The organism is Pseudokordiimonas caeni (assembly GCF_026719705.1).
GTDB classification, from domain to species: domain Bacteria; phylum Pseudomonadota; class Alphaproteobacteria; order Sphingomonadales; family Kordiimonadaceae; genus Gimibacter; species Gimibacter caeni.
This window is the reverse complement of sequence record NZ_JAPPRR010000002.1, coordinates 398,659-411,707: the sequence shown is the minus strand read 5'-3', so window position 1 is coordinate 411,707 and position 13,049 is coordinate 398,659. Positions and strand designations below refer to the sequence as shown.

The following is a 13,049-nucleotide window of genomic DNA, read 5'->3' as shown; positions in this document are numbered from 1 at the left end:
TGCTCATCCGCGCGCGAAGATACCGGCGCCAACGGATGCCCCGTCCGTGCTGCCGAGCCGCGCGGCGGAAAGGCGGAAGCCTTCCTCGATCATAGCGGCAGTGAGCGCGAGGAAGCTGATGGGCTTCGCCGCCGCTTCCCACAGGAAATAGCCGAACGAGCCGGGGATAGTGTTCACTTCATTCAGCCAAATATCACCGCTTTCCCGGTTGCACAGGAAATCGATCCGTACCGACCCCGCAAGCGACAGGATATCAAAGATGGCACTGGCCGTTTCGCGGATGAAGGCGTCCTCAGTGGCCGACAGGCTCGGCGGGTTGAGCGTGCGGTTGAGGCTCGCCATCCCTTCACTCGGGCCCGTGTCGAGCTTGGCGCCGCCTGGTGTGCCGCCGGCCAGATACTTGTTCTTGAAGTCCAGCAGGTCGGCGTCGCGCATCGGTTCTTCGATCGCCGAGGTAAGGATGGTGCCATCGGCGTCACGGCGGACGGCAACGTTATATTCGGTGAGGTTGGCGACAAACGGCTCGACGATCACTTCGCTATCCAGCCGGAAGGCACTCATGAGCGCGGCCACAAGTCCGTCCGCGTCCTTGGCCTTCGAAACACCGACCGATGAGCCGAGGTTATTGGGTTTTACGATATAGGGGAAGGCGATGGGGCCGGTGGCGGCCTCGAGATCCTTCATCAGCTGGTTCGTATCGAGGAAGGTGCCGGCCTTCGGGCGTCTGACCACGAGTTCCGGCAGGACCTTGAGGCCCGCCGCCCGCGCCGTGCGCTTGGCAAAGGCCTTGTCCATGGTGGCGGCAGCACCCAGCGTGCGGCAGCCGGCATAGGGCACCCCGGCGAAATCCAGAAGGCCGGAAAGGGTACCATCCTCGCCGTTCGATCCATGGATCGCCGGTACCATCAGGTCGAAGGCCAGCGTGATCCGCTTTTCACCCAGAAGGCCCTTCTGCGTGCCGACGAGCTGCGGGCGACCATTTGCCGGGGTGGCGAGATCAAGCTGGACGGGCGTCAGATCCTTCGGGGCCTTTTCGGTGAGCGGATAACGGCTGCGCTTCAGGAGGGCCGCACCCGTCCACCACTGGCCGAGGGCATCCACATAGACAGGCAAACCCTCATAGCGGCCGGGATCAAGCGCTTCGAGGAACTGGAGGCCGGAGAGCACGCTCACATCATGCTCCACACTGCGGCCCCCGAAGATCACCGCGATCACCTGCTTGTCCACGTAACTATCCCCTTGGTATCGTAACAGTCGGAATTCGGCTCAGGTTTAGCCCTATTTGCCGCTCCCGGCAAAGTGAAAACATATGTGGGCAAAAGCATGGCAGGATGCCGACCAAACAAGCAATAGAGGGAGGACAGGAATGAAACGACCAACAAATTTGCTCGCAGCCGGGGCACTGGCCGCGCTGACGATAGCACTGCCCGCTGTGGCGCAGGATTTCGACAAGGTTGAAGTGACGGCCGAAAAAGCCGCCGGCAATATCCATGTGCTGTTCGGGGCGGGCGGCAATATCGGGGTATCATCGGGCGCTGACGGCGTCTTCATCATCGATGACCAGTATGCTCCGCTGACGCCCAAGATTCGCGCGGCGGTGAAGGGGATCAGCGACCAGCCGATCCGCTATGTCATCAACACGCACTATCACGGCGACCACACGGGCGGGAACGAGAATTTCGGCACCGGCGGCAGCGTGATCGTGGCGCATGATAATGTGCGGGTGCGGCTGGCAGCCGGGTCGTTCGTCAAGGCCTTCAACATGAAGAATCCGCCTGCGCCTTCGGGTGCCTTGCCGGTAATTACCTTCGACAGTGAGCTGAGCCTGCATTTCAACGGTGAGGAAGCCCGCGCCATCCATGTGAAAAACGCCCATACGGACGGCGACAGCATCATCTGGTTCCGGGGCTCCAATGCGCTTCACATGGGCGACACCTTCTTCAACAACCGCTTCCCCTTCATCGATGTTGATGGCGGCGGTTCGATCAATGGCATCATCGCGGCAGCGGAGAAAGCCCTGCGGATTGCCGACGACAAGACGGTGATCATCCCGGGCCATGGCCCGCTCACCGACAAGGCCGGCCTGACGGAATATCGCGACATGCTGATCGAGGCGCGCAGCCGGGTTGAAGCACTGAAGAAAAAAGGCGAAAGCCTTGAGGCGATCGTGGCGGCCAAGCCCCTTGCCGATATGCCCGCCAAGTGGCAGACGGACAACGAGGCCTGGCCGGGCATGTTCATCGGGTTCGTTTACAACAGCCTTTAAGCGAGCCTGATACCAAAGCGCGGTGCGATCCGGGCGCGGAACCAGCCCCGGATCAGCGCCCGCGCGGCGAAGCCGATCAGCGTGAAGGTGATGCCCATCGCGATGAGATAGGCGTCGAAGCTGCCGAAATCATAAAGCCGTAGCGTCTGGCCGGCGGCTGCCATATTCAGCCCCATGAAGCTGTAGGCCATGTGGAAATAGTGGCCGGCCAGATACTTCTTGTCCCGCGTTTTTTGAGAATTTCCAGATCGACCTGAGCCCCAGCGTGATGCCGGTGATGGTGACGATGGAAAAGATGTGAAACATCGACGGGCCGCCGAAATTATACATGCCGAAGCCCGAGAGGGCCGTTGTCAGCATGCCACCGGCATAGGCGCGGCCCCAAAGCTTGTGACTGCGGCTGCCAATAGGGGCGAAGGCAATGCCGATGGCGGACGCGTAAGAAACGAACACGGCACTCACATGCAGGATGGCAAAAGGGGACATCGGGTTTCTCCTCGCTGGTCGTGACCCGGGCCGTTTTTCGGCTCTGGTGGGTCGGTTGCTGTCGTCTGTCGTATAGTCTTTTTTTATCGTCTCACTCGCCGGCCCGGCCGGTGCCGAGCATGGCGGCGATTTCTTCGAGATACCGCCGGAAAGCGGCATCCCCGGCTTCGGTCAGGCGTACCGTCGTTTGCGGTTTGCGCCCGGCGAACCCTTTTTGCTGGAGGACAAAGCCCGCGTCCTCCAGCTTCTTGAGGTGGGTGGAAAGGTTTCCGTCCGACACCTCAAGGGCAGATTTGAGCTCGGTGAAGTCGGCGCTTCTGGCCGTCATCAGGTAGGACATCACCGCAAGCCGCACCCGGCCGTGGATGACTTCATCAAGCTTCTTGTGGTCGAACCCGCTCATATTCGTCTGGCCCGACTATGCCTTGCCAGCCATGCGCCGAAGCACGAGGCCGGGAAGCAGCACGAGAAGGAAGCAGGCGCCGGCCATCTGCAGCAGGATTTCGGAATCGATATTCGGCAGCATCGTCACCTGGAAGAAAAAGAGCCACCAGCCGGCCGCACAGGCATACATCCAGGAAAGCCGGGTGACCTTCGCGACCACAAAGTAGGCGGTGCCGAACAGGCTGCAGGCAAGCAGTGTGGCGGTCCCTCCATCGAATTGGCCGCTCGAAACACCACCGATCAGATACAGTGTCATTACCACGCCGATGGCGAGCCAGACGGTGCCATAGGCGGCAAGTGCGATATTGTTGCGCTCGGCTTCGCACGATGTGCGTCGGCCGATCCAGAAGGACAGGGGAAAGCCGATCAGGAAGGCAGGCATCCAGATCTCGATGAATAGTTCCGGCAGGCGTCCGACAGCCGACGCATATTGAACGAGAAAGGCAATCCCGAGAATGGCGCCCCAGATGATCATATGGGCGCCGTCGATTCCGGCGCGGCGGCGACCGGCATCCATCATCGCGCGAATGAGCGCGAGATCGCCAGCCGGGTTTGCGACCCGGTTCCCATCGTCGACATCAAACTCGTCAGTCATATTGAATCTCCATGCAAAGAACTTTGAAATACAAAGTACACTGAATCGACAAGCTGTCAACAAAATTGGTAAGCCGCCCGATACCAGCTTTCCGACAAGAAAAAGCCCCGCCGGAAAGGGCAGGGCTTCTCAAAGGCTTGTATGGTGTTAGGCTGGTCAGTCGAGATCGTTGCGGTCCGTCAGGTCCAGCTTCACATGGCGCGTCTGTCCGTTCGGGCCGGGGAATTCCTGAAACAGGGCCTCGGCCAGAAGCGGTACGATCTTCGGCAGGTTGTTCGAGCGCGTCTCGGTTTCGGCGCGGCCTTCATAGAGCATCGTGCCGTCTTTCTTGCGCAGCTCCACGCGAAGCTCCACCCGGTAAACGGTCGTGGCGCGCAGTTCGTCGTGGAAACGGGCGTCGAAGAAGGGGTCATACGGCCCCCAGAAGCCCCAATAGTGCCGGCTGTACCAGAAGGAAGAGCGCCCGGCCGAGGGGTAGGTCTCGATCTTTTCGCGACCGTCGTTGATCGTGATGTCAAAACCGGCAATCAGGTCGGGCTCGGCTTCGCCCGCCTGCCGGAAGCCATAACGCCCGAGCTGCAGGCCGATCGCATTGGCATACTGGCGAAACTCAAGGCTGTCGCGGCGGTCCGGGTTCATCGGCGTCAGCGCGATGGTCTGGCCGGACGGCGCAAAATTCGAGTGGAAGGTCGATACGTCACTACGGAACATTGGCGTACAGGCGGCTGCGAAACCGGCAGCAGCCACGATCACCAGCGTTTTCAGTTGCTTCAACATCATGTCATCCTCGTTGAGGGGCATCAGGCCCGAGCGTATAGGGCCATTGCGCCCGAGTCTAGCGTGCCTGTTCGGGGCATTCTTTGATCTGAATCTATGCCAGGTACGCTGAACGCGCGCTGAACAAGGAAAACAGCGGTCAGCCGATGAAGCCGACCGCCTTTTTCACATCTTTGAGAATGGGCGCAGCGATGGCGGCCGCGCGCTCGGCCCCTTGCCGTAGCACCGCATCGATATGGTCGGGCGCAGCGATCAGGCGGCGCATTTCCCCGGTGATGGGCGACAGTTTGCTGACCGCCACGTCTGTCAGCGCCTTCTTGAACTCGGCAAAGCCCTGACCCTCGAACTCGGTGCAGACACTGTCGCGGGTGCGGTCGGTGAGGGCTGCATAGATGCCGACAAGGTTCAGCGCTTCCGGGCGGCCTTCCAGATCCTTGGCAAGGGCCGGCAGGGGCTCGGGGTCTGTCTTCGCCTTGCGGATCTTCAGGGCGATGGCGTCTGCGTCGTCATTCAGGTTGATGCGGCTATATTCCGAAGGATCGGATTTCGACATCTTGGCCGAACCGTCGCGCAGGCTCATGATCCGCGCGCCTTCTTCCTGAATGATCGGCTCGGTCAGCGGGAACATCTCGACCCCGAAGTCATTGTTGAACTTCTGGGCAATGTCGCGGGTCAGTTCCAGATGCTGCTTCTGGTCTTCGCCCACCGGCACGTGGGTTGCCTGATACAGGAGGATGTCCGCCGCCATCAGGTTCGGATAGACATAAAGCCCGGTGGAGGCATTCTCGCGGTTCTTGCCGGCCTTGTCCTTGAACTGGGTCATACGGTTGAGCCAGCCAAGGCGCGACACGCAGTTGAAAATCCACGCAAGCTCGGCATGGCCCGAAACCTGGCTCTGGTTGAAAAGGATGGATTTTTCAGGGTTCACGCCGGCCGCGATATAGGCGGCAGCGGCTTCGCGCGTCTGCGCCACCAGATCGGCGGGGTCCTGCCACACCGTGATCGCATGCATATCCACCACGCAGTAGATGCATTCGAAGCTGTCCTGCAGCTTCACCCAGTTGCGGAAAGCACCGAGATAATTGCCAAGATGCATGTTGCCGCTTGGCTGCGCGCCGGAAAAGACGCGGTTCGGGAAGGTGCGGGTTGCGGGCTGAGTGTCGGTCACGATTGGTTTCTCCCTGTGGACGGGCTCAGATCAGGAGCGGATTGCTCGAAATGGCTTATGGCAAGCGCGTGAGGGCCGGTCAAGCGCCGCGCTTGATGATGCGGCGGAAGTCCACCATGCGGATGGCGCCGGTGAGGACCGCAAGGCTGAAATAGACGACAAGCCCGGCGATCACGAGAAGGGCCAGTGCGCCGATCCGCTCCAGCCCGTCCGCCCGGAAGGTGTCGGCCATCAGGTGGCTGAGGCCCGCGAGCACTGTGCCCATCAGGATGGCGGCGGCGAGCGCTTTTGCCGTGCGCACCAGCGTCACCCGTTCGATCATCAGATGGCCGCGGGTGTGGAGGCCCCAATAGAGCATGGCGACATTGAGCCATGAGGAAAGCGTCGAGGCGGCGGCGAGCCCCACATGGGCGATATGCGGGATGAGAAGAAGGCTCAAGGCTGTGTTGGCAACAACGGCGACGATGGCGAAACGCACCGGTGTGCGGGTATCCTTGCGCGCGAAATAGCCGGGGGTCAGCGTTTTTCCCAGCACGAAGGCAGGCAGGCCTGCCGCGAAAACGGCAAGGGCGGTGGCTGTCATCGCTGTGTCGTTCGTCGTGAAGGCTTCCCGCTCGAAAAGTGTGGCGATGATTTCGGGCGCCACCATGATGAGCGCCACGGCGGCGGGCAGAGTGAGCGTCAGCGCGAATTCGATGGCGCGGTTCGTTTGTGCGTTGGCACCCGCCACGTCACCCGAACCCAGAAGTCGGGAAATCGATGGCAGCAACACGGTGCCGACAGCCACACCGATCACGCCAAGCGGCAGCTGGTTCAGCCGGTCGGCATAGAAAAGCCAGGATACCGAACCTTCGGGCAGGAAACGGGCGGCAAGGGCGAGGTCGATCAGGAGATTGAGCTGCATGACACCTGCGCCGATGGCAGCGGGGCCAACCACTTTCAGAAGCTCCCGTACATCGGGGCTGAGTTTCGGCATCGAAAGCTTCAGATGGATGCCGGCGCGCTTTGCGGCCACGAAAAGCCAGATGAACTGCGCGAGACCGGAAAGCGATACGGCCACCGCCAGCCACCGCGCCATTGCCTCGCCCTCGGGGGCGGTGAGGAGCGCGCCGATCATGAAGAAATTGAGGAGTGTGGGCACGAAGGCCGCCGCCGCGTAGCGGTCGAACGCATTGAGCATGCCCGCGAGCATCGAGACGAGCGAAACGAGCATCAGGTAGGGGAAGGCCAGCCGGCCAAGCTCCACCGTCAGCGCGAATTTCTCCGCGTCGCCTTCGAACCCGCCCGTCAGCCCCAGCATCACCGGCACCATCGCGGCTTCCATGATGAGAAGAAAGACGAAGAGGACGGGCAAGAGGACGGACAGCACCCGGCCCGCAAAGGCTTCGGCGGCGGCATGGCTTTCAGGCGTCACGTCCTTGCCGAGAAGGCGGGAGAAGAGCGGTACGAAGCCGGCTGAAAAGGCGCCTTCGGCAAAAAGTCGTCTGAAAAAGTTGGGCAGCTTGAAGGCGATGAAGAAGGCGTCGGCCGCCATCCCTGCACCCAGATAGCGCGCCATCAGCATGTCACGGATGAAGCCGAACAGACGGGAGACGAGGGTCAGGCCCCCGACCTTGGAAATGCGGCTGGCGATGCTCATGGACGGTTTCTCATCGGGAAACTCAGATGTCGATCTCGAGGACGGCGCTGGCGCTGTCGTCCTTCTCGAAGATGGGCAGACCGTCGGCGGCGCGTTGCAGCTTGGCTTCGATGTTCCTCAGCCGCACCTTGTTGGTGATCTTCTGGCCGACAAGATCGCGCACATAGAAAACGTCCACCGCGCGTTCGCCGTAGGTCGCCACATGCGCCGAGAAGATCGAAAGCTTCAGCCGGTAAAGCGCATAGGCGAGGTCATAGAGAAGGCCGGGCCGGTCCTTGGCATTCACCTCGATCACGGTTGACCAGTTGGAGGCGCGGTTGTCGATCAGGATTACGGATTCGATTTCGAAACTGTCGGTATGACGGCCAAGGATGCGGCGCTTCTGCAGCTGTTCCTTCGGCATCACATTGCCGCCGAGCGTATCAAGGATGATGCCTTCAAGCTTGTCGAGCTGGCGGCGGCCGTCAAAGGCACTGCCGTCAAGGCTTTGAACAATGAAGTTGTCGATGGCCATGCCGTCGCGGCTGGTGTGAATCTTGGCCCCCATGATCGAGGCCCCGGCGATGCCCAGCGCCCCGGCGATCCGGGCGAACAGGCCGGGATGGTCTTCGGTATAGACCGATACCTGCGTCATATCCTGCGTGGGCTCGACGCGGGCAACAACACCCAGAAGCTGCTTCTTGTCGTCGGTCTTGCGGATCAGTTCGGCATTCTGGACGATCGTGTCGTCGTCTTCGGCGATCCAGTAGGCATCAAGCATGCGGTCGGCATGCGCCTTGAAGCGACGGTCGCTCCAGTCCTTCAGGCGCTCGCGGACGGCTTCCTTGCGGGCGGCGACACGGGCATTGCGGCCGGTGGTGGCGTGACCGGCCAGAAGCACTTCCTCGGCCGCATAATAAAGATCACGCAGCAGCTGGCCTTTCCAGCCGTTCCACACGCCGGGGCCCACCGCGCGGATATCGACAACGGTCAGCACCAACAGCAGGCGCAGCCTTTCGGGGCTTTTCACCACGGCGCAGAAATCGAGGATCGTCTTGTGGTCCGAAAGGTCACGCTTGAAAGCGGTGTGGCTCATCAGAAGGTGCCAGCGCACCAGCCAGGCGACGGTTTCGGTTTCGGCGGGCTTCAGCCCGAGGCGCGGGCAAAGCTTTTCAGCAACCTCGGCGCCGACGATCGAATGATCGCCGCCCCGGCCCTTCGCCACATCATGCAAAAGCACCGCGACATACAGGACGCGGCGGCTGATTACCTTCTGGATCACGTCCGATGACAACGGGTGATCGGACTTGAGCTCACCTTTTTCAATGCGCGACAGAAGCCCGATAGCGCGGATCGTGTGCTCGTCGACCGTATAATGGTGATACATGTCGAATTGCATCTGGGCGACCACGCGGCCGAAATCCGGGATGAACTGGCCAAACACGCCAGCCTCGTTCATGCGGCGCAGGTTCGCCTCGCCGTCTTTCATGCTGGTGAGGACGGAGAGGAAATCTTCGTTTGCCTGCGGGTCGTTGCGCACCTTTTCGGTGATGCGCGACAGGTGCCGCTGGATGGCACGCAGGGCATCGGGGTGAATATCCAGCCCTTCGTGGTCCGCCACGGCAAAAATACGGATCATGGCGGCCGGGTCATTCTTGAAGTCGTCCGGGCCTACAATGCTGAGGCGCCCCGCATCGATGGCAAAACCCTGGATCGTTTTCTTGCGGCGCAGGCGCGACAGCAGCGACTTTTTCTGGTGTCGGTCTTCCAGCACCGCGCAGAAGATGCGGGTCAGGTCCCCCACCTGTTTGGCGGTCAGGAAATAATGCTTCATGAAGCGCTCGACGCCGGATGCCCCCGGGTGCGCCTTATATTGCAGCATGTCGGCAAGTGCGCGCTGCAGGTCGAATGTCAGGCGTTCCTCGGCGCGGCCCGCCAGATAGTGAAGCGCCACCCGCACGGTCCAGAGGAAGCTTTCGGCCTTGGCAAACTGCTTGAACTCGCGGTCGGTCAACACGCCGCCCGCATCAATCTTCAGCTTTTCGATACCGCCATAAAGATAGCGGGCGATCCACCACAGGGTATGCAGGTCGCGGAGGCCGCCCTTGCCTTCCTTGATGTTGGGCTCCACCACATAGCGGCTGTCACCGAGCTTCTGGTGGCGGCTGTCGCGTTCGGCAAGCTTGGCTTCCACGAAGGCGGGGCCGGTACCGGTGACGACACGCCGGATGAAGCCCGTGGCGGCGGCGTTGAACAGGGGTTCGTCCCCCCACAGGAAGCGCGATTCCAGAAGCGAGGTCTTGATCGTCAGGTCTTCCTTGGCGAGCCGCCAGCAATCCTCGGGACTCCGTGTTGCGTGGCCGACCTTCAGGCCGAGGTCCCAGAGGACGTAGAGCATATATTCCGCCACCTGCTCGGCCCAGGCGGTGGCCTTGTAGGGAATGAGGAACAGAAGATCGATGTCCGAGAAAGGCGCCAGCTCGCCGCGCCCGTATCCGCCAACAGCCACAAGTGCCAGACGTTCGGATGCGGTCGGGTTCGAGAGGGGATAGACGTGTGTCGTCACGAAATCGGCAAGGGTGACCAATATCTGGTCCATCAGATAGGCAAGCGCTTCGGCGCTGTCGCGGCCCTTGTCACCCTCTTCGACGAAGCGGCGTTTCACCTCGGCCCAGCCCGCCTTGTGCGCCCCCTTCAGGTGACGCACCAGCTCGGCTTGCCAGTCCGCCTGCGGGACGGTCTCGACCATCGCCTCAAGCGCGGCGACAAGGTCTTTCCGGTTGATGATGCCGCGGCGGTTCCTGACCGTCATGGTGTTTCCTTCGACAGATCCTTGAGCGCATAAAGAAGCTCGAGCGCTTCGCGCGGCGTCAGGAGATCGGGATTGATCTCCTTCAGCTTCTCTTCCACTTCGCTCGGCGCTCCGTGCGGGCCGGCGCCGGTGCCGCGCTCCGGTATCGACTGGAAAAGCGGCAAATCGGTGACAAGCCCGCGTGCCTTGTCCCCCTTGTCGGTGGTCTCAAGGTGTGACAGCACCTGCCGGGCGCGGGCGATGACGCGCGGCGGCAAGCCGGCGAGCTTGGCGACCTGAATACCGTAGGACCGGTCGGCCGCTCCCTTCGCCACTTCATGCAGGAACACGACGTCGCCCTTCCATTCGCGCACTTTCATGGACCAAAGAGACAGGCTCTCGAGCGTTTCCTTCAGCGCCGTCAGTTCATGATAGTGGGTGGCAAAGAGCGCGCGGGACTGGTTGATATTGTGGAGGTTTTCTACCGCCGCCCAGGCAATCGAAAGGCCGTCATAGGTGGCGGTGCCCCGGCCGATTTCGTCAAGAATGACAAGCGACTTGGGCCCTGCCTGATTGAGGATGGCGGCGGTTTCCACCATTTCGACCATGAAGGTCGAGCGGCCGTGGGCGAGATCATCTGAGGCGCCGACGCGGCTGAACAGACGGTCCACAATGCCTACATGGGCGCGGGCGGCGGGCACATAGGAGCCCATCTGGGCCAGAATGGCGATGAGCGCATTTTGCCTGAGGAAGGTCGATTTACCCGCCATGTTGGGGCCGGTGATCAGCCACAACCGGTCATCGGGGTTGAGATCGCAGTCGTTCGCGACAAAAGTCGTCTCGCGCGATTTTTTCAGCGCGCGCTCCACCACCGGGTGGCGACCGGCCTCGATATGGAAGGCGAGGCTGTCGTCAACCACGGGGCGGCACCAGTTTTCAGCCTCGGCAAGCTCGGCAAGGGCGGCGGCCACGTCAAGGCGGGCGAGCGCATCGGCGGCGAGGGCGATCGGGTCACTGAGCGACAGGACGGCTTTCGTGAGGTTCTCGAAAATCCCGGTCTCCAGCGCCAGCGCGCGGTCGGCTGCTTCCGAGATGCGCCCGGCAAGCTTGGCAAGCTCGGTCGTCGAGAAGCGCACGGCGTTCGCCAGGGTCTGCCGGTGAATGAAGGTATCCGACAAGGGAGCGGCCATCAGCTTGTCAGCATGCTTGGCCGTCACGTCCACATGGAAACCAAGGACGTTATTATGGCGGATCTTCAGCCCCGAGATGCCGGTCAGCGTCTGATAGTCCCCTTCAAGCCCGGCGATCAGGCGGCGGCTTTCGTCGCGGAGCGTGCGAAACTCATCAAGCCTGGCGTCATACCCGGCAGCGATGAAGCCACCGTCACGGGCCAGAAGCGGCGGTTCGGCCACGATGGCACGGGCCAGCTCTGCCGTCAGTTCATGATGGCTGCCGAGGTCGCGCATGGCTTCGGTCATCTCATCCGGCAGGCGCTCGATCGCCTCGCTGACGGTCAGAAGCTCCTGTTTGATGGCATGGGCGGCCTCGAGCCCTTCGCGGATGCCCAGAAGGTCCCGCGGGCCACCGCGACCGAGCGACAGACGGGCCAATGCCCGTTCCATGTCCGGCGCGGCCCTGAGGGCTGCCCGCATGGAACTGCGCAGGCTCGGCCGTTCGATCAGGTGTTCGACCGCATCAAGACGGGCCGCCACCGCGTCGGGATCGGTCAGTGGCGCCGACAGCCGCTTCATCAGGAGCCGCGCCCCCGCGCCCGTCACCGTGCGGTCGATAACCGACAGGAGACTGCCGTCGGCGTCACCCGTCTGGGTGCGGGTAAGCTCCAGACTCCGTCGTGTGGCGGCGTCGATCATCATTGTCTCGCCCGCATTCAGGCGGCGCGGCGGGAACAGATGGGGTAGTTGGCCCTTCTGGGTATCCTCGAGATAATAGAGAAGCGCTCCGGCGGCGGCGAGGTCGGCGCGGTCGAAGTTTGCGAAACCGTCGAGGGTCGCGACGTCAAACAGCGCTTTCAGCCGCGCCGTACCATCGGTGCTGTCAAAATGGCGGGCGTCAAGCGGCGAGGTGATGCTGCGCCAGTCGAAAAGCGCCGTGGCGATCGTCTCGTCCTTCATCAGGTCGGGCGCGATCAGCAATTCACCCGGCGATAGGCGGGCAAGATCGGCGTCCAGCCGCCCGGCTTTGGTGGGCGCGAGGAAAAACTCACCCGTCGACATGTCGGCCACCGCCAGCGACAGGGCGTTCTGGGCACGGCCAAGCGCCACGATATAGTTGGCGCGGCGCGCGTCCAGAAGGCCGTCCTCGGTAATCGTGCCGGGGGTGACAAGCCGCACCACATCGCGCTTCACCACAGATTTGGAGCCGCGCTTCTTGGCTTCCGCGGGGTCTTCGACCTGCTCGCACACCGCCACCTTGAAGGATTTGCGAATAAGGCGGGCGAGGTACATTTCGGCCGAATGCACGGGCACCCCGCACATGGGGATATCTTCGCCCAGATGCTTGCCGCGCTTGGTGAGGGTGATATCAAGCGCTTCGGCAGCCTGTTCGGCATCGCGGAAGAAAAGCTCGTAAAAGTCGCCCATGCGGTAAAACAGCAGGCAATCGGGGTAGGCGGCCTTGATTTCCAGATACTGGACCATCATCGGCGTGGCGCCGGTCAGGTCAAGCGGCTCGGCGGCGCCGCTGTTAGCGGTACCATCATCTTCATCCATCGCGCTTGCCTTTGATTGTCCGTCCATCAGTCCATAGTCCCAGATCGTACCTGTGGGATGCAACCTGTGCGTCCCGATTTCAGTTGTTTCAGCGGGGCTGGCATAGTATGCCCCAGAGAAGACCCCAGCATCCTGTTTCGCTTTCTAGAGCATTCCGGCCGCACCCGCCATAAAC

General features: G+C 61.9%; 11 protein-coding genes. 1 reads left to right on the top strand and 10 read right to left on the bottom strand.

The window, feature by feature from the left end; all coding sequences use genetic code 11:
- Nucleotides 1–3: 3 nt before the first annotated feature.
- On the bottom strand, nt 4–1,227 hold the full coding sequence (locus OU694_RS10605; RefSeq protein WP_308910978.1) for a D-alanine--D-alanine ligase: 1,224 nt from the start codon (nt 1,225–1,227) through the stop codon (nt 4–6).
- A 139-nt stretch (nt 1,228–1,366) separates the two neighbouring features.
- On the opposite strand from OU694_RS10605, the gene OU694_RS10600 reads away from it, so the two are divergent.
- Complete coding sequence (locus OU694_RS10600) at nt 1,367–2,266, top strand: MBL fold metallo-hydrolase (protein WP_308910977.1); 900 nt, start codon at nt 1,367–1,369, stop codon at nt 2,264–2,266.
- Here OU694_RS10600 and OU694_RS10595 read toward each other — a convergent pair.
- From OU694_RS10595 to mutS, 9 genes are all read right to left on the bottom strand, one after another.
- A complete protein-coding gene (locus OU694_RS10595) occupies nt 2,263–2,430 on the bottom strand; it encodes a hypothetical protein (protein WP_308910976.1) in 168 nt (55 codons plus the stop codon). The genes OU694_RS10600 and OU694_RS10595 overlap by 4 nt on opposite strands.
- The gene (locus OU694_RS10590) at nt 2,396–2,752 is read right to left on the bottom strand and encodes a DUF2306 domain-containing protein (RefSeq protein WP_308910975.1); all 357 of its coding nucleotides are present in this window, start codon (nt 2,750–2,752) and stop codon (nt 2,396–2,398) included. The genes OU694_RS10595 and OU694_RS10590 overlap by 35 nt, the downstream gene beginning before the upstream one ends.
- A gap of 91 nt (nt 2,753–2,843) precedes the next feature.
- Entirely contained in the window at nt 2,844–3,155 is a 312-nt protein-coding gene (locus tag OU694_RS10585) for a winged helix-turn-helix domain-containing protein (RefSeq protein ID WP_308910974.1), read from the bottom strand.
- A gap of 15 nt (nt 3,156–3,170) precedes the next feature.
- Nucleotides 3,171–3,791 carry a hypothetical protein gene (locus OU694_RS10580; RefSeq protein ID WP_308910973.1) on the bottom strand — a complete coding sequence of 207 codons (621 nt, stop codon included), beginning with the start codon at nt 3,789–3,791 and terminating at the stop codon, nt 3,171–3,173.
- A gap of 156 nt (nt 3,792–3,947) precedes the next feature.
- Nucleotides 3,948–4,571 carry a DUF4136 domain-containing protein gene (locus tag OU694_RS10575; RefSeq protein WP_308910972.1) on the bottom strand — a complete coding sequence of 208 codons (624 nt, stop codon included), beginning with the start codon at nt 4,569–4,571 and terminating at the stop codon, nt 3,948–3,950.
- Nucleotides 4,572–4,707: 136 nt separating this feature from the next.
- Nucleotides 4,708–5,736 carry a tryptophan--tRNA ligase gene (gene trpS / locus OU694_RS10570; protein WP_308910971.1) on the bottom strand — a complete coding sequence of 343 codons (1,029 nt, stop codon included), beginning with the start codon at nt 5,734–5,736 and terminating at the stop codon, nt 4,708–4,710.
- Between the two features lie 79 nt (nt 5,737–5,815).
- Nucleotides 5,816–7,375 carry a murein biosynthesis integral membrane protein MurJ gene (gene murJ / locus OU694_RS10565; protein WP_308910970.1) on the bottom strand — a complete coding sequence of 520 codons (1,560 nt, stop codon included), beginning with the start codon at nt 7,373–7,375 and terminating at the stop codon, nt 5,816–5,818.
- Nucleotides 7,376–7,397: 22 nt separating this feature from the next.
- Nucleotides 7,398–10,166, bottom strand: coding sequence for a [protein-PII] uridylyltransferase (locus OU694_RS10560; RefSeq protein WP_308910969.1), 2,769 nt, complete (start codon nt 10,164–10,166; stop codon nt 7,398–7,400).
- Nucleotides 10,163–12,901, bottom strand: a complete 2,739-nt coding sequence (mutS, locus tag OU694_RS10555) for a DNA mismatch repair protein MutS (protein WP_308910968.1) — start codon at nt 12,899–12,901, stop codon at nt 10,163–10,165. Before mutS ends, OU694_RS10560 begins: the two co-directional genes overlap by 4 nt.
- Nucleotides 12,902–13,049: the final 148 nt, after the last annotated feature.

Coding starts and splice junctions, on each gene's coding strand:
- OU694_RS10585 (WP_308910974.1), bottom strand. CDS start 3,155: ATGAGCGGGTTCGACCACAAGAAGCTTGATGAAGTCATCCACGGCCGG.
- OU694_RS10575 (WP_308910972.1), bottom strand. CDS start 4,571: ATGATGTTGAAGCAACTGAAAACGCTGGTGATCGTGGCTGCTGCCGGT.
- murJ (WP_308910970.1), bottom strand. CDS start 7,375: ATGAGCATCGCCAGCCGCATTTCCAAGGTCGGGGGCCTGACCCTCGTC.
- OU694_RS10590 (WP_308910975.1), bottom strand. CDS start 2,752: ATGTCCCCTTTTGCCATCCTGCATGTGAGTGCCGTGTTCGTTTCTTAC.
- OU694_RS10600 (WP_308910977.1), top strand. CDS start 1,367: ATGAAACGACCAACAAATTTGCTCGCAGCCGGGGCACTGGCCGCGCTG.
- mutS (WP_308910968.1), bottom strand. CDS start 12,901: ATGGACGGACAATCAAAGGCAAGCGCGATGGATGAAGATGATGGTACC.
- OU694_RS10580 (WP_308910973.1), bottom strand. CDS start 3,791: ATGACTGACGAGTTTGATGTCGACGATGGGAACCGGGTCGCAAACCCG.
- OU694_RS10560 (WP_308910969.1), bottom strand. CDS start 10,166: ATGACGGTCAGGAACCGCCGCGGCATCATCAACCGGAAAGACCTTGTC.
- OU694_RS10595 (WP_308910976.1), bottom strand. CDS start 2,430: ATGGCAGCCGCCGGCCAGACGCTACGGCTTTATGATTTCGGCAGCTTC.